Raw genomic sequence first — 19,093 nt, 5'->3', positions numbered from 1 at the left:
CTGGCCTAGAATTACGGCTTTCCTATTCGGGGTTTCCCATGCAGCTCTCCACTACCCTCGCCATCATCACCGGCGGCGTTTCAGGCTTGGGCCTGGCGGTCGCGCAGCACCTGGTCAAGCATGGCGGCAAGGTCGCCCTGTTCGACGTCAACGAGGACAAAGGCGCGGCGGCGGTGGCTGGGCTGGGCGAAACCAGCGCACGGTTCTTCAGCACCGACGTGTCCGACGAAGCCGCGGTGGTGGCCAGTGTCGCGGCGGCCCGGGAGTTCCTTGGCGGCCTCAACGTCACGGTCAACTGCGCCGGCATCCTGGGTGCCGGCCGCGTGCTGGGCAAGGAAGGGCCGATGCCGCTGTCGCGCTTCCAGGCCACGGTGATGGTCAACCTGGTCGGCAGCTTCAACGTCGCCAAGGCCGCCGCCGACCTGATGCAGCACAACGAGGCCGGCACCGATGGCGAGCGCGGCGTGATCATCAACACCGCGTCTGTGGCCGCCTACGAGGGCCAGATCGGCCAGGCCGCCTACTCCGCATCCAAGGGTGGTGTGGTGGGCATGACGCTGCCGATGGCGCGCGAGCTGGCCCGTTTTGGCATCCGGGTGATGACCATCGCCCCGGGCGTGTTCTGGACGCCGATGGTCGACGGCATGCCCGAGTCGGTACAGCAATCGCTGGCGGCGACCATTCCGTTCCCCTCCCGGCTGGGCAAGCCGGAGGAATACGCGGACCTGGTCGCCTACATCCTCGGCAACACCTACCTCAACGGCGAGACCATCCGTCTCGATGGCGCAACGCGCCTGGCACCCAGGTAACTACGGAAGAACCCAATGAAAGCCGCAGACGTCAAGAAAGGAAACGTGGTCGAGTACAGCAACACCATTTACCAGGTGCGCGACATCGAGCGCAGCTCGCCGCAAGGCCGGGGCGGCAACGTCAAGTTCCGTTTCACCATGTACTCGGTGCCCGGCGGCAACAAGTTCGATCTCAGTCTGGGCGGTGACGAGGACCTCAAGGAGGTCGAGTTGAGCCGTCGCCAGGTGACCTACTCCTACAGGGATGGCGATGCATTCGTGTTCCTCGATGACGAGGATTACAGCCCCTACATGCTGGACGCGGCGGTGGTCGGCGATGCGTCGGGCTATATCGTCGATGGCCTTTCGGGGTGCTATGTGCAGATCATCGATGAGCTGCCGGTCGGGCTGCAATTGCCGGCCAGCGTTGCGATCGAGGTTATCGAGACACCGCCCGAACTCAAAGGCGGCACGGCGACCAAGCGACCCAAGCCCGCCAAGCTGTCAACCGGTCTTGAGATCATGGTCCCCGAGTACATCGGCACCGGCGAGCGGGTACTGGTGAGCACAACCAGTGGCGAGTTCGCCGGTCGCGCCGACTGATCGCCTGCGCCGGCTCGCCAAGAATCGTCTGAACAACTGCGTCATCCCCGCGAAGGCGGGGATCCATGGACGTCAGCCTCTGATGGGCAACGTCCCTGGACTCCCGCCTTCGACCGCAGGAAGTCCAGTAGGACGCGGGAGTGACGATCAAAACGAATTGTTCAGACCTTCCCTATGGAAGGTCCAACCCTGAATCGCGCTGGTTCAACACCCGCAACCGCTCGCCGAGCGCATCCACGTTGTCCCGTGTGCGCTCCAGGTTGGCGCGCAGGTCGGGATCCAGCAGCGCTTTGACTTCATTACGCAGCTGGAGGTTGAGCTCGTCAAGACGTGCCTTGCGGCGCCCACTCTCCAGCGCCAGGCGTTGGATCTCGGCGGGCTGCGGCAAGCCATAGCCGTCGCTCGCAGCGAGCAACCCGGCCGGGCGGCTGAGGAACCCGCTGTGCTGCAGGATCTGGCGAAGCCTGGCACCGGCATCGGCAGGTTCGCCACCTGGCGCCGTCTGGCCCGCAGGCAAGGGATCCTCCGCGGCATTCGGCTGCCTGTTCGGCCCGTCGTCGCGTCCGGCCATCATCGCGCCCAGGTAGCGCCGTTTCAGATCTTCCTGGGCCAGCAATACCTGCCGACGCAATGCCGCTTGTTCCAGCAACAACAACGCGGCACTGGCACGCAACCCGGCCTGATCGAACCAGACGCGCCGTTCGCCGGGCGGCAATGCCAACCAGTCTTCGACCTCGCTTTGCGGCAGCCCCAGCTCTTGCCGCGCAACCACGAACATCACCTGGAAACGCTCGCGAAACGAGTCGAAGCGGTAACCCAGCCGGCGCGCCTCGTGCGGGTCGTCCAGCACCGAGGTATCGGCCAGGTCGCGCCGATCCAGCTTCGTCAGCAGGCCGGTCGGCGTAATCGCCGCCAACCCCGCCTGGGCCAGCTGCGGGACGCCGTCATGCAGCAGTTTGAATGTCTCCACCGCACAGTTGTTGCTGACGAAATAATAGCGGCCGTCGTAACTCCAATGCAGTTTTGCGGCGCGCTCCAGCAGGCCCTCGATCTGGCTGCGGTCCAGCGCCAACGGGATCGATTGCAGCGCGCGCAACTGGTCCTTGGTGTACTCCTCCACCACCTGCTCCAGCGGCAGCACGAACAGTCGCGATGGATAGGAGCCGGTCAGTCCACGCCAACTGGACAGTTGCACGTCATTGACGAAGGCGCGGAACGACAGCACCAGGTGATGCTGCAGGTCCAGCCGGCAGCCCGGCCCGCGCGGCCGCCCGGGCGCACAGACCACCAGCCGCAACATGCTGTGGCCCCAGCGACTCATCAACTGCTCGTTGCCCTCGGCCAGCAGGTATTCGACAGCGTAGACGCGTTCCGGGTCGAGCACGTTCAAGACCTGCGGAGTGCCGGAGGCGTCATCACCTGCCGCGCTACCCGCGTTCAGATAGACAAACCCCTGCGGGCACTGCGGGTGCGACGGCGCCCAGCCGAAATGATCCCGGAAGAACCGGTGCAACCCCGGCCGCCGACAGGCATAGGACGGGTCGAGCAGGAAGTACTCCAGATTGACCGCAACGAACTCGCGTGGGCTGGTGAGTTCGTACGGGTCCGGGCTGCGATCGACGAACCGGTTCTCCGATTGGCGCGCACCGAACCACCGGGCCTTGACCTGCCACCCGGCCAGGTCGAGCAAGCGAGGGTCATCGGACAACCCATGGACGCGGTCATGGAAGTGGGCAAGTTCGTGCAATACCGTGGCGATCAGCTCATCGCGCTGGCTGCGGTCGGTGCGAGTGGCATCGCGGCGGCTCGCGCGCCCGGCAGCCGTACCGTCGGTCAATCCATCCAGCAGCCGGCGGTTGAGCAGCAGCTCACGGTGTTCCGCCCGGCCCCAGGCATCGTGAGGCAGCACCTCGTCCCAGCGAACCACGACCTGTTGGTCCATCGAATCCTTAAAGCCCGGAGGCAACCGCGCGAGGGCCTGGTCCAGCAGTTCCTGACTGGCAACGACCTGCGCCGGCTCCAGCCCGCGGGTGTCCAGTTGCAGGCGTAGCGCGGCGTGCGCGGGTGCCCATCCCGATAGCAACAACAGTGCCGCGAAATAAACGCGCGACCGTGCCGCGCGCCAACCCTTCATGTAACGGGACCCACCACCGCCGGGATCACAACGCGAGGATGGCCCGTGCCAGTTCAAGGTCGCTGGCGTCACGCGCCTGCTGCAACTGCCCGCGCAACCGCACGAACGCCGCTTCCAGATGCACGCCACGGATATCACCGTCGGTGGCCACGAAGCTGGCGGCATCGTCGCGCGCAGCGATGACGATCTTGTCGTCGCCGGCTGAACTGCTGGTCGCGGAGGTGCCGCCAACGGCGCCGCTTATCGCTTCGGAGAGCGTGTAGAAGCTGGACGCCGAAGCGATCGAAGAGGCGCTGGCAAGCAGCAGGACACAAAGCAGGCGAGAGTGAATGGTCATCGATTGGGTTCCATTGGGGGTAAGCAAGAGAATGGCGGTTGCAGGTTACCCGCCTGCGGCACGACCGACGTTATCGATTGACAACCTCGGTATTGCGGACGTTCAGCTAGGCGGCTGCGTATCTTCCGAGGATGGTCCCGGATCGAACAACTTGCCCGGATTCATGATGCCTGCCGGGTCCAGCACGCGTTTTATGCCACGCATCACTTCGATTTCCGCCGCCGACCGGGTGCTGTCCAGCCAGGGCTTCTTGACCAGACCGATACCATGCTCGGCAGAAATGCTGCCGCCGTGGCGCTGCAGGCACGCCGCCAGCAGGTCGGTCACCCGCGTGCACTGGGCCACGAAATCATCGGTTGCCATGTCATCTGGCGCGAGTACGTTGATGTGCAGGTTGCCATCGCCGATATGGCCGAACCAGACCACCTCGAAATCCGGGTACTCACGCGCCAGCAGTGCCTGGGTTTCGGCCAGGAACGGCTGCATCGCGGAGAGTCTGACCGAGACGTCGTTCTTGTAGGGCCGGTAGCGCGCCAGGCTCTCGGTAATGCCCTCGCGCAGTCGCCACAATCCGGCGGCCTGGGCATCGCTCTGGCTGATCACGCCATCGCTGACCCAGCCCGCTTCCAGGCAATGCTCGAATGCTCCCAGCGCAGCAGCCTGCCGGGCTTCGTCACCGACGGCGAATTCGGCCAGCACGTAGTACGGGTACGACTCATCAAACGGGTCTTGCGCGCCACCCTCAACGACATGACGCATTGCCACGTCGGTGAAAAACTCGAACGCTTCCAATGGCAGGCGCTCGCGGAAGGCCGCAAATACCTGCATCAATTTCCCGAACGATGGCAGCGCCAGCAACATGACGCTTGACGGCGGCGGCAGGTCGGTCAGCCGCAAGCTCGCCTCGACCACGATGCCCAGGGTGCCCTCGGAGCCGACAAACAGGTGGCGCAGATCGTAGCCACTGGAATTCTTGACCAGCCCGCGGTTGAGCTCCAGCAACTCGCCGCCACCGGTTACCACCTTCAGCCCGGCGATCCACTCGCGGGTGTTGCCATGGCGGACCACCCGGATACCGCCGGCGTTGGTGGCAATGTTGCCGCCGATGGAGCACGAACCGCGTGCGGCGAAATCCACCGGATAGAGCAAGCCATGTTCGCGCGCCGCCTGGTGCACGGCTTCCAGCGCGATGCCCGGCTGCACGGTCAACGTGCGGTCGATGGGGTCGAACTCCAGCACCTTGTTCATCCGTTCCAGGCTGACCACCACCTCGCCATTGACCGCGACCGCGCCGCCCGACAGTCCGGTGCGTCCGCCCGACGGCACGATTCCCACGCCATGCTGGTTGGCCCAGCGCACGACCGCCTGCACCTGTTCGATGTTTGAAGGCAACACGATTGCGAGCGGCGCCGGCGTCCACCGCCGGGTCCAGTCGCGACCGTAGTACTCCAGGTCGTCCGGGTCGGTCTTGACCTGCAAACCGGGAATGGTTGCCAGCAAGGTGTTCAAACGCGGGTCGTTCATCAAATGGTCGCCGCAGCGCGATGGGACTTCAGCCTGCCAGCAGCACCAGCCGCACGTCCAGTGGTGCGACGCAGCAAACCGCCGGGGTTTCTGCGATATTCGGTTCTCTGTTCAATGAGTCCCGTCCGTGACCCCCACCACCTCGTACCCGAAAAACGACATCCGCGTATTGCTGCTGGAAGGCGTCAGCCAGAACGCCATAGAAAAATTCCGCGCCGCCGGCTACGCGCAGATACAGGTCCACGACAAGGCGCTGCCCGATGACGAGCTGAAGCGTCAGATCGCCCAGGCGCACATCATCGGCATCCGCTCGCGCACCCAGTTGACGGCCGAGGTGCTGGGGCAGGCGCGGCGACTGATGGCGATCGGCTGCTTCTGCATCGGTACCAGCCAGGTCGACCTGGATGCGGCCGAAAAACTCGGCATCCCGGTGTTCAACGCGCCCTACTCCAACACCCGCAGCGTGGCCGAGCTGGTCATTGCCGAGGCGATCATGCTGATGCGCGGGATCGCGCAGAAGAGCGCGAGCTGTCATCGCGGTGGTTGGTCCAAGTCGGCCATTGGCAGCCACGAGATCCGCGGCAAGACCATCGGCATCGTCGGCTATGGCCACATTGGCACCCAGGTGGGGGTGATCGCCGAGGCGCTGGGAATGCAGGTGCTGTTCCACGATATCGAACCCAAGTTGACGCTGGGCAACGCACGCGAGGCCGCCAGCCTGGATGACTTGCTGGCGCGCAGCGAGGTGGTGACGCTGCATGTACCGGAGACGCCGACCACCCGCGACCTGATCGGTGCGCAGCAGATCGCACGGATGCGCCCGGGCGCCCATCTGATCAACGCTTCCCGCGGCAAGGTGGTCGATCTCGACGCGCTTGCCGACGCCCTGAAATCCGGCCACATCGGCGGCGCGGCGGTAGACGTATTCCCGGCGGAACCGAGCAGCAACAATGATGTTTTCAGCTCGCCCCTGGTCGGCATCGACAACGCGATCCTCACCCCGCATATCGGCGGCAGCACGTTGGAGGCGCAGGACAATATCGGGCTGGAGGTCGCCTCCAAGCTGATCCGCTACAGCGACAACGGGTCAACCTTGTCGGCGGTCAACTTCCCCGAGGTCACCCTGCCCGAGCACACCGGAAGCCTGCGCTTGCTGCATATCCACCGCAACGTGCCGGGCGTGATGTCGCAGGTCAATGAGATCTTCTCCCAGCGTGGCGTCAACATCGACGGCCAGTTCCTGCGCACCGACGCGGACGTGGGCTACGTGGTGATCGACATCAGCGCCAGCCATGCCCAGGCGACGGAACTCAGGACGCTGCTGTCGGCGATTACCGGCACCCTACGCACGCGAGTGCTGTACTGATCGTTCCAGTGCAGCGGCCATTACCGCGAGCGCTCACCGGCGCTGCAGCCACTTGCCTGCCATGCGCCTGAGCGACGGATCCGTGGACGCTTCGCCTGCAATGCCGGCGATATCGCGCCATTGCAGGTCGAGCGACTCAGCGCTGATGACGTAGTCCTCATCCTCGCCGGCATGGACGATGTAGCGCGCGTCGTAATGCCAATGCCCGGGGACGTCCGCGCGCTCGCCGATCCAGTGACGGTCCAGGTCGAACAACGCGGGGTCGACGCGCAGCCCGGTCAGGCCGGATTCCTCCTCGGCCTCGCGCAGCGCGACCTGTGACAGGTCACGGTCGCCATCGGCGTGGCCTCCCAGCTGCAGCCAACGACCCAGCTTGCGATGGTGGGTCAGCAGCACCCGCGTGCCGGTGCGGTCCACCAGCCAACTCGAGCCGGTGAAGTGGCCCGCCAGCCGGCCGCGTACGAACGGATCGTCGGCGTCGTCCAACAACTGCTGGAACTGCCCGACCACTCCGGTTTCGTCGGGCCAACGCTGGCAGTAACGGTCCAACTCCAGCCGAAGCGTGTCGATGGCCGGGTTGGCAGAAGGATGGGTTTGGGGGGTTGCGTGCATACGCCGGGGTACGTCCTGAGGGCTGGTTACTACCCGATGTTATCGACTGTGATGGGCGCCGCAAGCCGGCTTGCCGGACGTTTCTCCGCTGGGGTAAGGTGGCCCGCGCCCCTTCGCACGTGGTACGCGTCGGTATAGCACTCACGGCAGTCATCGCGATTGTCGACAATCAGCTGGGGATCCGGATGCTCAAGGAACTGTTAGTCACCAAGCCGATTGCACCGGCAGGACACGTCGATGCAGGCGAGCCATTCGAGGGCAGCCTTGAGGGCGAAGTTACACTCAAGCGCACCCTGACTCGCAGCCAGCTGGTACTGCTCGGCGTCGGAGCCGTGATTGGCGCAGGGATTTTCGTGCTGACCGGCCAGGCCGCGGCCGAGTACGCCGGACCTGCGGTGATGCTCAGTTTCATCTTCGCCGGCATCGCCTGCGCATTCGCCGGGCTGTGCTACGCCGAGTTCGCGGCAATGCTGCCGGTCTCGGGCAGCGCCTACTCCTACTCCTACGCCACCCTGGGTGAGGCGGTCGCCTGGTTCATCGGTTGGTGTCTGATACTGGAATACCTGTTTGCCGCGTCCACGGTAGCGGTCGGTTGGTCCGGCTACCTCAACGCGTTCCTGAGCAACTTCAACCTGGCCCTGCCGGCGGCGTTGGCAAGTGCGCCATACACCTTCGATGCCGCCACCCAGAAGTTCATCGGCACCGGCGCGCTGGTCAACCTGCCAGCGGTGCTGATCATCGCCGCCGTCAGCGGTGTGGGCTATGTCGGCATTACCCAGTCGGCATTCGTCAACTCGTTTATCGTCGCGATCAAGGTCACCGTGATCCTGTTGTTCATCGCCTTCGGCATCCAGTTCGTCGACCCGGCAAACTGGCAGCCGTTCATCCCGGAAAACCAGGGTGGCGACACCTATGGCATGCAAGGCGTGATCCGCGCATCGGCCGTGGTGTTCTTCGCCTATATCGGCTTTGATGCGGTATCCACGGCGGCAGGCGAGGCCAAGAACCCGCAGCGCGACATGCCGGTCGGGATTCTCGGCTCGCTGGCGGTTTGTACCGTGCTTTATATCGCGATGGCGGCGGTATTGACCGGCATGGTGGACTTCCGCCTGCTGAACACACCGGAGCCGGTATCCACCGCACTGGACAGCTTCCCGACCCTGGGCTGGTTGCAGACCCTGGTCGAGTTGGCGGCCATCGCCGGGCTGTCATCGGTGATCCTGGTGATGCTGATGGCGCAGCCACGGATCTTCTACTCGATGGCGCAGGACGGCCTGATTCCAAAGTTGTTCGGCAAGGTTCATCCCAAGTACCGCACGCCGTATATCGGCACGGTCATCGTCGGCGTGGTTGCCGCGATCCTGGCCGGCCTGCTGCCGGTTGGCTTCCTCGGCGACATCGTGTCGATGGGCACCTTGCTGGCGTTTGCCACCGTCAGTGCTGGCGTATTGATCCTGCGCTTCACCCAGCCTGATTTGCCACGCCCGTTCCGGGTGCCGATGGCGATCGTGATCTGCCCGCTGGGCGTCGCATCGTGCCTGTACCTGTTCTGGCAGCCGTTCAAGTCGCACTGGCCGTTGCTGCTGGGCTGGATCGTGGTCGGCGCGCTGATCTACGGGCTCTATGGCTATCGCCACAGCAAGCTGCACAACCGGTAGCCTGCCGCAATGAGCGTCCGCAAGATCGGCCCCGTGTTGGCCACCTTCCTGGTGGCCAACAACATGATCGGCTCCGGATTCTTCCTGTTGCCGGCCACCCTCGCCCGCTCCGGTGCGGTTACCGCGATCAGCTGGCTGCTCGCAACCGCGCTGGCGCTGGTACTGGGTGGCGCGTTCGCCCGACTGGCCCGCGATTATCCGAACCTGGAGTCTTCCGACGATTACGTGCGGCCGGCATTGGGCCGCGACGTCAGCTTCCTGGCCACGACGCTCTATTGGGCCTCATCGTGGATCGGCAACAACGCAATCGCCGTGGCCGCGTTTGGCTATCTGGTCACCTTGCTGCCATTCGATGGCAGCAACCCGCAGGTGCAGGTTGCCGGCCAGGTCGGCCTGATCTGGCTGATGTTTGCGCTCAACCTGCTGGGGCCGCGACCGGTGGCGAAGTTCCAGTCGTTCTGCGTGGTGTTCGGGCTGGCGCCGGTAGCCATGGTGTTGATGTTCGGTTGGGGCAGCTTCGACCGCGGTATCTACGACGCCGGCTGGAACGTCACTGGCGAGTCCGACGGCTCGGTGATCTTCAGCTCCCTGGCGCCGATCTTCTGGGCTTTCGTCGGCCTGGAAACGGGCGCCATGGTCGCCGGCGTGGTCCGCAATCCTGACCGGAACGTACCCATCGCCACCCTGGCGGGCATCACCATCGCAGGCGTGATCTACCTGATTTCGTCCGTGCTGGTGATGGGCATCATTCCGGCCGCGGACCTGGCCGCCTCCAGCGCTCCGTTCGCGCTGGTTGCCGCCGAAATATTCGGACCCTGGGCGGCCATTGCGATCGCGGCCGCGGCCGCGCTGAAGGCCACCGGCACCCTGGGTGGCTGGATGATGGTGACCGGTGAATCGGGCGCCCGCGCCGCCGAGCGTGGGTTCCTGCCCGGTATCTTCGCCCGCATGAATCGCCGCGGTGCGGCGGCATGGGGTCTGGTGATCGTCTGCCTGTCGATGACTGCCATCGCGTTCTTCACCCTGTCGCCCACCGTGTCCGGCCAGTTCGAGATCATCATTGGCACCGTGGTGTCGCTGGTGGTCATCGCCTACGCCGCCGCCGGCTTGAGCCTGGTGATGGGCACCAAGGCCCGTCGCTCCAGTAGTGGCGACCGCTTGTTGGGGGTGGGTGCACTGGTCGCTTGCGGGTTGTTGTTGTGGTCGTCGGACCCGGTCATCCTGCTTGGGGCGGCGGTCGTGGCCCTGATCGCCTGGATCGCCTACCGGGTATTTGGACGCAAGGTGCTTCCCGCCGCTTGACGATGGACCCCGATGGCAACGACGACGGCGCGGGCAACGGCGCCGTCGTCGTTTTCGGGGTGTGAAACGGACAACGGCCAGATGCGCTCCGGATTGCTAGAATCGAGGCATGAACACTGCCCTGCCCTACGACCCGCAACAGCTGAAGCATTGCGCCGGCGAGATCATCGTCAACGTGCGCGAACTGGCAGCTGCCGGCTGGACCCCCGCGACCAGCAGCAATTTCTCGCATCGGCTGGACGCCCGGCACGTGGCAATTACCGCCTCTGGCGGCGACAAGGGCCGGCTGACCGAGGCCCAGATCATGGTCGTCGACCTGGAAGGCCGGCCGGTCGCCACCGACCAGCGCCCGTCGGCCGAGACCCTGCTTCACACCCGGCTTTACCAGCGCTCCGCGCAGATCGGTTGCGTCCTGCACACCCATTCGCAGAACCAGACCGTCGCCTCTCGACTGTATGCCGGCATCGGCCACGTACATCTGGAAGGCTACGAGATGCTCAAGGCGTTCACGGGCAACACCACCCACGACACCATGCTGGACTTGCCGGTGCTGCCCAACAGCCAGGACATGCACACCCTCGCCGCCCAGGTCGATGCGCTGCTCGACAGCCGTGGGATGTGGGGCTATCTGATCGATGGTCACGGCCTGTATGCCTGGGGGGCCGACATGGCCGAGGCGCGACGCCACCTGGAGGCGTTCGATTTCCTGCTGGGATGCGAACTGGAGCTGAGGAAACTGCAACGATGAGCCGACTGCGGATATTCAACCACGAGCAACCGGCCACGGCGTTGCTGGCCACCAGCGACCAGGCCGCGATCACCCGTGAGTTGGCGACCATTGGTGTCGCCTTCGAGCAGTGGGAAGCCAGCCAACCGGTCACGCCCGGCGACCCGCCGGAAAAAATCATGCAGGCCTATCGCGCCGACATCGACCGGCTGGTCGCACAACACGGTTTCCAGAGCGTGGACGTGGCCAGCGTGGGGGCCGACAACCCCAAGCGCGCGGAGATCCGGAAAACGTTCCTGGACGAGCATTTCCACAAGGAGGACGAGGTCCGTTTCTTCGTCGCCGGCTCGGGACTGTTCACCCTGCACGTGGGCGAGAAGGTCTATGAGGTCTTGTGCGAACGGGGTGACTTGATCTCGGTGCCCGATGGCACCACCCACTGGTTCGACATGGGCGCAGAGCCGGACTTCATCGCGATCCGCTTCTTCAAGCAGCCCGACGGCTGGGTCGGCCATTTCACCGGCACCGACATCGCCCAGCGCTTTCCGCGCCACGAACCCGGTGAGGCCCGATGAGCACGCCGATGAAAGCCATCCTCACCGACATCGAAGGTACTGCCAGCAGCATCTCGTTCGTCCGCGACGTTCTTTTCCCGTATGCGCGGCGGGCGCTGCCCGGCTTCGTCAAGGCACGAGGCCAGGAACCCGCGGTGCGCAAGTGGCTGGACATGGTCGCCACCGAGATGGGCGGCATGTGCCAGGACGCAATGATCGCCGAGGTGATGCAGGGCTGGATCGACGAGGATCGCAAGCACACCGCGTTGAAAGCGCTGCAGGGAATGATCTGGGCCGAGGGTTACCAGTCGGCCGACTTCACCGCCCATATCTACCCCGATGCCGCCGATGCCCTGCGTCAATGGCACGCCGATGGCATGCCGCTGTATGTGTATTCCTCCGGTAGCGTGCCGGCGCAACGGCTGTTCTTCGGCCACAGCGATGCCGGAGACCTGACCGGCCTGTTCTCGGGCTGGTTCGACACCGAGGTCGGTGGCAAGCGCGAGGCCGACAGCTACCGCGAAATCGCCAGCTCGATCGGCCTGCCCGCATCGGAGATCCTGTTCCTGTCCGACGTGGTCGCCGAGCTGGATGCCGCGCGCGATGCCGGCATGGACACCGTGCTGATCGACCGCATCGAGGACTACCCGCAGCCGCGCACGGCCGCACAGGCCAACGGCCACCGCCGCATGGAATCGTTCAGCGCCGTCTAGCCGACGCTTTAAGCTACTCGGTAGCGGCCTGCAGTTGGTAGCGGGTTTCACCCCGCTGCTCGCCTTGCCACGGGTCAAACACGCGGACTTCGACCCGGTGCTCGCCCGTCGGCAGGTCGGTCGGCAACGCGCCACGCCACAGGTGCCGGCTGGGCTTGGCTTCCGGCGAGCGGTCAAAGCCGCGCAGGGCACTGGCCTCGTCGTCGCGGACGTTCTCGGCCAGCAGGCCCGGATCGGCCTGTTCGACGCGCCGCATCGGCTTCCAGTCACCCTCATCGATCCGGTATTCGACCCGGCTATCGTCCATGCCCATGAACACGTTGGCGTAAACACCCCAGGCCGGGTACGCGCCGCGACGCAGCACTTTCGGCGCGTGAAGGGACATGGCGGCCGTGCGGGCCGGATCATCGGATCCCAGGCGCGCCGGATGCCAGCTCAACGCGTACTCGCCGCCCTGCCCGACCATCAGCCGTGCATAACCGTTGGGCGTGCCATCGGCCATGGTCGCATCGGGAATTCCGGCCGCGTCCTTCGCCCCGGACCAGAACGCGCCGCAGGCGGCACCCAGGTTGTACTCGTGCAGTGGCTGACGACCGTGCCAACCATTGCTGACCCCGTGATCAACGTGCTGTTGCACATGGCCGTGACCGCTGAGCAGCAACACGTTCGGAAAATCCTTCAACAATGCGAACAAACGTTCACGATCGGCCGCACGAAATGTCTCCGTGCCCGGGATCGATGAGGTGTCGAAGAAAGGGATGTGGGCGCCAATAACCAGCAAGCCATTCTTGTCCACGGTCGGCAGATAGGCCTGGAGGAACTCGAACTGATCCTCGCGCAGGCCGCCGATATAGGACGGCTTTTGCCCCGGTTGATAGATCACATCGTCCAGCAGGACGAACGCAGCCCCGCGCTCCTCCCACGCCACCGTGTCAGGGCCGAAAGTCTGACGAAAGCTGAGCAGCGAGTCCTCATCGCGACTCGCATCAAAATCCAGGTCGTGATTACCCGCCGCATGCAGCCACGGCACGCCGAGCGATGCGGTATGGGTGTTGATCGACGGATACAGCGAGAGATCGTCATTGACGATATCGCCCAGGCTCAGGCCCAACTGCGCCGGGGACCGGGCTGGCGCGTCGCCATGGAGCGCATCGCCGCGGATCGAGGCGATGATGTCGCGGGCGTAATAGTCGACATCGGCCAGCGACTTGACCTGCGGATCGGCCAACACCACGACGTCCAGATCGCCCGGGGGCGCCTTTATCGGGTGCAGGGCCACGTCCATCCGCCGGCTGGACTGCCTGGGAACACCCGCGTACTTCAGCGTCGGCGAGCCGTCCGGGAAGTAGTGTTGCCAGAACGCAGGCAGCCCGTCATCCCGCTTGGCGAACACATACTCGGAGGGCTTGATCGCAAATACGGTGTCGCCTGGTCGGATCGGAATCGAGTAGCTGCCATCGGCGGCGCTGTGGACAATGTCACGCCCGTTGGACAACTTGACCCCCGCGACACCGGCTTCACCCGGATCACGTGTGCCGTTGCCATTGCCGTCGAGGAAAGTCTTACCGGAAAACTCGGTAGCAGGTGTCGGTGCGGCATGGCCGGGTATCGCCGCGATGGCGATGGCGGCGGCAACACAAACCGCCGGCAAGCATCGCCGCCATGACGACAGCGATGACGATTGGACGGGCAGCAAGGGCGACTCGGGCATGACGCGGTTTCCGATGGCGTGGTTCGTGAAGCGTAGCAGCGCGGCATGCCCGCTTAGAGGTGCAGGTCGCCCGCCGAGGTCAACATCGCTTCATGCAGGAGCCACATCAGTCGCGCCGTTCATCAGGGTTTGTGGCGGGCGCGCAGAACATCCACGGCGTCGCTTAGCGACAGGCCGCGCGCGCGCAGCAACACCTGCAGATGAAAAATCAGGTCGGCGGCCTCACCGGCCAAAGCGACGTCATCCTGTGTAACAGCCGCCAGTGCGGTTTCCACGCCCTCCTCGCCGACCTTCTGGGCGATCCGACGCAGGCCCGATTCAAACAAGCCCGTGGTGTAACTGGACTCCGGGCGCTCGCACTCCCGCTGCTTGATCAGGTGATCGAGATCGACCAGAAAATCGCCGGGAGCGTTCGGGAAGCAACTGCTCCTGCCCAGATGGCAGGTTGGGCCTTGCGGGTGGATCTGCACCAGCAAGGTGTCAGCATCGCAATCGGTCTGGATCGAGACCACCTCCAGGAAATGCCCGGAGGTCTCGCCTTTCAACCACGCCTTTTGCCGGCTACGACTGAAAAAATTCACCTTGCCGGTGTCATACGTCGCCCGCAACGCGGCGCGATCCATGTAGCCAAGCATTAGCACACGCAGATTGGACGCATCCTGCACTACTACCGGCAACAAGCCGCTGCGCTGGTCCCAGGCCAGGGAGTCGGGATCAACTTCGGTCATGACGAACCTCGATGTTCTGTGATTGCAGGTGCCGCTTCAGCGCGGGAATCCGGACGGCACCGGAATGAAACACGCTCGCGGCCAGCGCGCCGTCCACGTCTGCCTGATGAAACACCGCAGCAAAATGCTCACTCGCCCCAGCGCCACCAGACGCGATCAGCGGCACGCGACAAACCTGGCGAACGGCGCGTAGTTGCTCAATGTCGTACCCCTCGCGCACGCCATCGCTGCCCATGCAGTTGAGAACGATCTCGCCCGCGCCCAGACGCTGTGCCTCGACCACCCAATCCAGCGTGGGCATCGGCAGCGCCTCGGTACGTGCAGCGTCGCCGGTGAACTGGCGCACACGCCACTGGCCATCGGCGTCAAGCAAGCTGTCGATGCCGACCACCACGCATTGCACGCCAAAGGCATCGGCGAGTTCGGTCACCAGCCCAGGCCGCTGCAGTGCCGGGGTGTTGATCGAAATCTTGTCCGCCCCCGCATGCAGCACCGCACGCGCATCCTCGACGCTGCGGATGCCGCCGGCGACACAGAACGGAATGTCGATGACCCGCGCGACACGCTCTACCCACGTGCAATCCACACTGCGTCCTTGTGGGCTGGCGGTGATGTCGTAGAACACCAGTTCGTCCGCGCCCTGGTCACGGTAGTACTGCGCCAGATCGACGATATCGCCCATGTCGACGTGGTCACGAAAACGCACGCCCTTGACCACGCGGCCATCGCGAACATCCAGACAGGCAATGATGCGGCGGCTCAACACCCGCGTTGCTCCGCAAGCGTATCGGCCAGCGCCAGGCGTCCATCCAGCAGCGCTTTGCCAAGGATCGCGCCGGCGCAACCCGCCTCGCGTGCAGCGGCAATGTCGGCGACATCACGGATGCCGCCTGATGCCTGCAACTGCACGCCGGGCGCCAGCGCGTGGATGTGGCGGTACAAGTCCAGGTTGGGGCCACCGAGCATGCCGTCGCGATCGATATCCGTGCACAACAAATGCTGCAGGCCGGCGTCGGCGTAACGCCGCAGCAAAGGCTCCAGTTGCTCGCCGCTGTCCTGTGTCCAACCCGCCGTCGGCAATTGCCAACGGCCGTCGGCGGTCTGGCGTGCATCCAGCGCCACCGTGATCCGCTGGCTGCCGAACCGGTGCAGCCAGTCAATCACCAGTTCTGGCTCGCGTACCGCCAACGAGCCGATCACTACCCGCTCGGCACCCGCAGCAAGGACGGCCTCGACATCGCCCTGGTTGCGTACACCGCCGCCGGTTTGTATCCGCAACCCTGTTTCGAACTTCAGTGTGCGTAACAACGGGAGCAAGGTGTAGCCACCGGCCCTTGCTGCGTCCAGGTCGACCAGGTGCAGCCAGGCCGCACCGGCGTCGGCATAGCGGTCGGCCACGACCTGCGGAAGCCCCGCATAGCGCGTCTCTTGCGCGTAGTCGCCTTGTCGGAGGCGCACCACATGGCCATCGCGAACGTCGATGGCGGGATAGACCAGAAACGCCGAATCACCCGCGTTGGGATCCGGTGTGGCGTTGGCAGACAGGAAGGGGTTTTCGTCGTTCATCACGATGACACCGACAGGAAGTTGGCCAGCAGGCGCGCGCCGACCGCTGCGGATCGCTCGGGGTGGAACTGCATGCCGTGGCGGTTGCCGCTGCGCACCACGGCCGAAAACTCCTGGCCGTTACGGCTGCTCGCCAGGGTGGCGTTGCCAAGCGGCGCGGCATAGCTGTGCACGAAATACACCTGGGCACCGTCATCGATGCCCGCGAGCAGAGGGTCCTCTCGTCGGACCTGAAGGCGATTCCATCCCATGTGCGGTACCCGGGACGCGAGATTGTCCGGGGTCAACTTGGCGATGCGGCCCGGAATCAGCCCCAGGCATTCCACCTCACCTTCTTCGGATGAGTCGTACAGCAACTGCATCCCCAGGCAGATCCCCAGCAGCGGTTGCCGCAGGTCACGCAGCACCTCCACCAGACCCAGCTCTCGCAGTCGCACCATGCCGCCAGCCGCAGCGCCAACGCCGGGCAGGATCACCCGCTCGGCCGATGCGATGTCCTCGGCGCGGGAGGTGACCTGTACCTGTGTGCCCAATCGCTCCAACGCGTAACGTACCGACCCCAGATTGGCGCCACCGGCATCGATCAGTACCACCTTGCTCACAGCAGACCCTTGGTACTGGGCAGCTCGCTGCCTTCGCGCTTGATTGCCTGGCGCAGCGCGCGTGCAACGACCTTGAAACAGGCCTCGACCTTGTGGTGATCGTTGTCGCCACGCACCTGCAGGTTGAGGTTGAGTCCTGCGTTTTCACACAACGAGCGGAAAAAATGCGCCACCAACTCGGTCGGCATATCGCCGATGCGCTCACGCTGGAATTCGCCATCAAAGACCAGCCAGGGACGCCCGGAAAAATCCAGTGCCGCCGTCGCCAGCGTCTCGTCCATCGGCAGGGTGAATCCGTAGCGGCCGATTCCGCGCTTGCTGCCCAAGGCTTCGCGCAATGCCTGGCCGAGCGCCAGCGCGCTGTCCTCGATGGTGTGGTGCTCATCGATATGCAGGTCGCCATCGCAGTGCAGACTCAAAGCAAAGCCCCCGTGCTTGCCGATCTGTTCCAGCATGTGGTCGAAGAATCCCAATCCGGTAGCGATGCTCGGCTCGGCAACGCGATCCAGATCGACCTCGACGCGGATGCGGGTCTCCCGGGTGTTGCGCTCCACGCTCGCCGTGCGCGGCGCATCGGCAAGTACATGCGCAATTGCCGGCCAGTCCCAGTCACCGCCGAATTGCGGGGTGCGCAACTGGAACGCGCGAACACCCAGGGTGCGTGCGAAGCCGTTGTCGGTCTCGCGGTCGCCGACCATCGCCGAGCGCGACCAGTCGATGCTGCGATCCTTCAGATAATGCAGCGCCAGACCAATGCCCGGCTTTCGCGTAGGCGCGTTGTCGGATGGCAGACTGGTGTCGATCAGCACCTCGCGGAAGCTCACGCCCTGGCTCTCCAGCACCTGCATCATCAGCTCGTGCGGGCCGTCGAAATCCGCCTGCGGGAAGGCCGTCGTGCCCAGTCCGTCCTGATTGGTCACCATCACCAACTGGTAGCCGGCATCACGCAGCTTCAGCAGCGCCGGGATCACATCGGGGATGAAGCGCAGCTTGTCGAGACGATCAAGCTGGAAGTCTTCCGGCTCCTCTACCAAGGTGCCATCGCGATCAACGAACAGGATCGGCGTCAACGTGCTCATGCGCCCGTCTCCAGCGAGTTGATCGCGTCGATCACACAGGTGTTCTGTGCGTGGCTGCCGACGGTGATTCGCAAGGCATCCTCCAGTCCTGGCGTCGCGCGCTGGTCGCGCACGACAATGCCGGCCGCAAGCAGTCGCTCAAAGGCGGCTTGGGCATCGTTGAACCGCACCAGCAGGAAATTGGAGCGGGACGGATAGACCCGGCGAACTCCGGTCGCGGCCTGCAGTGCGACAAACAGTCGCTCGCGCTCGCCGATCAGATTCACCACACAGGCGTCGGTCGCCGCGCATGCCGATGACTCCAGCGCGCGACAGGCCAGATCGATGCACGGAGAGGGCAATGGGTACGGTGCCTGACAGCGCTGCAAAACCGTGATTAGTGCGGCATCGGCCATCACGCTGCCAATGCGTGCGCCGGCCAGGGCATGCGCCTTGGACAGGGTCCGCAGCACCGCGATATTGCGTTGACGGGCGAGCAGCGACATCGCCGACGGCGCTTGAGTGAACTCACCGTAGGCTTCATCGACAACCACCAGCGCGCGGCCTTCAAGGGTGCGGGCCAATGTTTCGACGGCATCAAGCGGCAACAGATTGCCGGTCGGATTTCCGGGTGAGCACAGGAACACCAGTTTGACCGCTTGCGTCTGGGCCGCTTGCGCGATCGCCTCGAAATCACAGGTGAAACCGTCCGCACCATCGATCAGCGGTACCTCGACCACCCGGGTGCCATGCAAGCGTGCACACACCGCGTACATGCCGAAGGTCGGTGGCGTGACCAGCACCGTATCGCCGCCCGGCCGACACAAGGCACGCACGAGCAGATCGATGGCCTCGTCGCTGCCCCGACCCACCAGTAGCTGCGATGGGGCACATCCATACCGCTGTGCCAGCGCGGCGCGCAATCGGTTGGGCTGTGGATCGGGATAGCGGCGCAGCGTGTCTCCCCCATCAACCACATTCGGCCACGGCGATTCGTTCGCGTTGAGCCAGATGTCGCCATCCAACGCTGCCGTGCGCGCCGAGGAGTAGCCGGAAAAACCGGCCAGGTCACTGCGGACCAGCACGAGTGGATCGGAAGGCATCGTTACG

Annotated in this window: 19 protein-coding genes; 8 read left to right on the top strand and 11 right to left on the bottom strand. The window is 64.7% G+C overall.

Translation table 11 applies throughout. From position 1 onward, the window contains the following. The first annotated feature begins 38 nt into the window (after positions 1-38). Positions 39-809, top strand: a complete 771-nt coding sequence (locus ACW7G1_RS07260) for an SDR family NAD(P)-dependent oxidoreductase (protein WP_456979094.1) — start codon at positions 39-41, stop codon at positions 807-809. 15 nt (positions 810-824) lie between these two features. Beyond that, entirely contained in the window at positions 825-1,391 is a 567-nt protein-coding gene (gene efpL / locus ACW7G1_RS07255) for an elongation factor P-like protein EfpL (protein ID WP_456979093.1), read from the top strand. Between the two features lie 172 nt (positions 1,392-1,563). On the opposite strand, the gene ACW7G1_RS07250 is transcribed toward efpL, so the two are convergent. The 3 genes from ACW7G1_RS07250 to ACW7G1_RS07240 all read right to left on the bottom strand — a co-directional run bounded on the left by ACW7G1_RS07250 (position 1,564) and on the right by ACW7G1_RS07240 (position 5,386). Then, the gene (locus ACW7G1_RS07250) at positions 1,564-3,525 is read right to left on the bottom strand and encodes a DUF7844 domain-containing protein (RefSeq protein WP_456979092.1); all 1,962 of its coding nucleotides are present in this window, start codon (positions 3,523-3,525) and stop codon (positions 1,564-1,566) included. A gap of 25 nt (positions 3,526-3,550) precedes the next feature. Further along, complete coding sequence (locus ACW7G1_RS07245) at positions 3,551-3,862, bottom strand: DUF2388 domain-containing protein (protein ID WP_456979091.1); 312 nt, start codon at positions 3,860-3,862, stop codon at positions 3,551-3,553. A gap of 102 nt (positions 3,863-3,964) precedes the next feature. Next, complete coding sequence (locus tag ACW7G1_RS07240; protein ID WP_456979090.1) at positions 3,965-5,386, bottom strand: FAD-binding oxidoreductase; 1,422 nt, start codon at positions 5,384-5,386, stop codon at positions 3,965-3,967. A gap of 127 nt (positions 5,387-5,513) precedes the next feature. Between ACW7G1_RS07240 and serA the strand changes: the two genes are divergently transcribed. Beyond that, the gene (gene serA, locus ACW7G1_RS07235) at positions 5,514-6,752 is read left to right on the top strand and encodes a phosphoglycerate dehydrogenase (RefSeq protein WP_456979089.1); all 1,239 of its coding nucleotides are present in this window, start codon (positions 5,514-5,516) and stop codon (positions 6,750-6,752) included. Positions 6,753-6,785: 33 nt separating this feature from the next. On the opposite strand, the gene ACW7G1_RS07230 is transcribed toward serA, so the two are convergent. Further along, entirely contained in the window at positions 6,786-7,364 is a 579-nt protein-coding gene (locus tag ACW7G1_RS07230) for an NUDIX hydrolase (RefSeq protein ID WP_456979088.1), read from the bottom strand. A gap of 185 nt (positions 7,365-7,549) precedes the next feature. On the opposite strand from ACW7G1_RS07230, the gene ACW7G1_RS07225 reads away from it, so the two are divergent. The 5 genes from ACW7G1_RS07225 to mtnC all read left to right on the top strand — a co-directional run bounded on the left by ACW7G1_RS07225 (position 7,550) and on the right by mtnC (position 12,318). Beyond that, the gene (locus tag ACW7G1_RS07225; protein ID WP_456979087.1) at positions 7,550-9,022 is read left to right on the top strand and encodes an amino acid permease; all 1,473 of its coding nucleotides are present in this window, start codon (positions 7,550-7,552) and stop codon (positions 9,020-9,022) included. Positions 9,023-9,031: 9 nt separating this feature from the next. Then, on the top strand, positions 9,032-10,324 hold the full coding sequence (locus tag ACW7G1_RS07220; RefSeq protein WP_456979086.1) for an amino acid permease: 1,293 nt from the start codon (positions 9,032-9,034) through the stop codon (positions 10,322-10,324). Positions 10,325-10,433: 109 nt separating this feature from the next. After that, positions 10,434-11,072: a methylthioribulose 1-phosphate dehydratase gene (locus ACW7G1_RS07215; protein ID WP_456979085.1), complete on the top strand. Its 639-nt coding sequence runs from the start codon at positions 10,434-10,436 to the stop codon at positions 11,070-11,072. Next, the gene (locus tag ACW7G1_RS07210; protein ID WP_456979084.1) at positions 11,069-11,626 is read left to right on the top strand and encodes a 1,2-dihydroxy-3-keto-5-methylthiopentene dioxygenase; all 558 of its coding nucleotides are present in this window, start codon (positions 11,069-11,071) and stop codon (positions 11,624-11,626) included. Before ACW7G1_RS07215 ends, ACW7G1_RS07210 begins: the two co-directional genes overlap by 4 nt. A gap of 8 nt (positions 11,627-11,634) precedes the next feature. Continuing rightward, a complete protein-coding gene (mtnC, locus tag ACW7G1_RS07205; protein WP_456979083.1) occupies positions 11,635-12,318 on the top strand; it encodes an acireductone synthase in 684 nt (227 codons plus the stop codon). A 13-nt stretch (positions 12,319-12,331) separates the two neighbouring features. Here the strand turns inward: mtnC and ACW7G1_RS07200 are convergent, their stop codons facing one another. The 7 genes from ACW7G1_RS07200 to hisC all read right to left on the bottom strand — a co-directional run bounded on the left by ACW7G1_RS07200 (position 12,332) and on the right by hisC (position 19,086). Continuing rightward, a complete protein-coding gene (locus ACW7G1_RS07200; protein ID WP_456979082.1) occupies positions 12,332-14,029 on the bottom strand; it encodes a calcineurin-like phosphoesterase C-terminal domain-containing protein in 1,698 nt (565 codons plus the stop codon). A gap of 122 nt (positions 14,030-14,151) precedes the next feature. Further along, a complete protein-coding gene (gene hisIE, locus ACW7G1_RS07195) occupies positions 14,152-14,757 on the bottom strand; it encodes a bifunctional phosphoribosyl-AMP cyclohydrolase/phosphoribosyl-ATP diphosphatase HisIE (protein ID WP_456979081.1) in 606 nt (201 codons plus the stop codon). Beyond that, positions 14,744-15,523, bottom strand: a complete 780-nt coding sequence (gene hisF / locus ACW7G1_RS07190) for an imidazole glycerol phosphate synthase subunit HisF (protein ID WP_456979080.1) — start codon at positions 15,521-15,523, stop codon at positions 14,744-14,746. Before hisF ends, hisIE begins: the two co-directional genes overlap by 14 nt. Then, positions 15,517-16,323 (bottom strand): 1-(5-phosphoribosyl)-5-[(5-phosphoribosylamino)methylideneamino]imidazole-4-carboxamide isomerase, encoded by an 807-nt coding sequence (gene hisA / locus ACW7G1_RS07185; protein WP_456979079.1) that lies wholly within the window; start codon positions 16,321-16,323, stop codon positions 15,517-15,519. Before hisA ends, hisF begins: the two co-directional genes overlap by 7 nt. After that, on the bottom strand, positions 16,323-16,925 hold the full coding sequence (gene hisH, locus ACW7G1_RS07180) for an imidazole glycerol phosphate synthase subunit HisH (RefSeq protein ID WP_456979078.1): 603 nt from the start codon (positions 16,923-16,925) through the stop codon (positions 16,323-16,325). The genes hisA and hisH overlap by 1 nt, the downstream gene beginning before the upstream one ends. Continuing rightward, positions 16,922-17,995, bottom strand: a complete 1,074-nt coding sequence (gene hisB / locus ACW7G1_RS07175) for a bifunctional histidinol-phosphatase/imidazoleglycerol-phosphate dehydratase HisB (protein ID WP_456979865.1) — start codon at positions 17,993-17,995, stop codon at positions 16,922-16,924. The genes hisH and hisB overlap by 4 nt, the downstream gene beginning before the upstream one ends. Positions 17,996-18,000: 5 nt before the next feature. Further along, positions 18,001-19,086: a histidinol-phosphate transaminase gene (hisC, locus tag ACW7G1_RS07170; RefSeq protein WP_456979077.1), complete on the bottom strand. Its 1,086-nt coding sequence runs from the start codon at positions 19,084-19,086 to the stop codon at positions 18,001-18,003. Positions 19,087-19,093: the final 7 nt, after the last annotated feature.

Source organism: Lysobacter sp. A378 (assembly GCF_054052125.1).
This window is presented reverse-complemented; position numbering and strand designations above follow the sequence as displayed.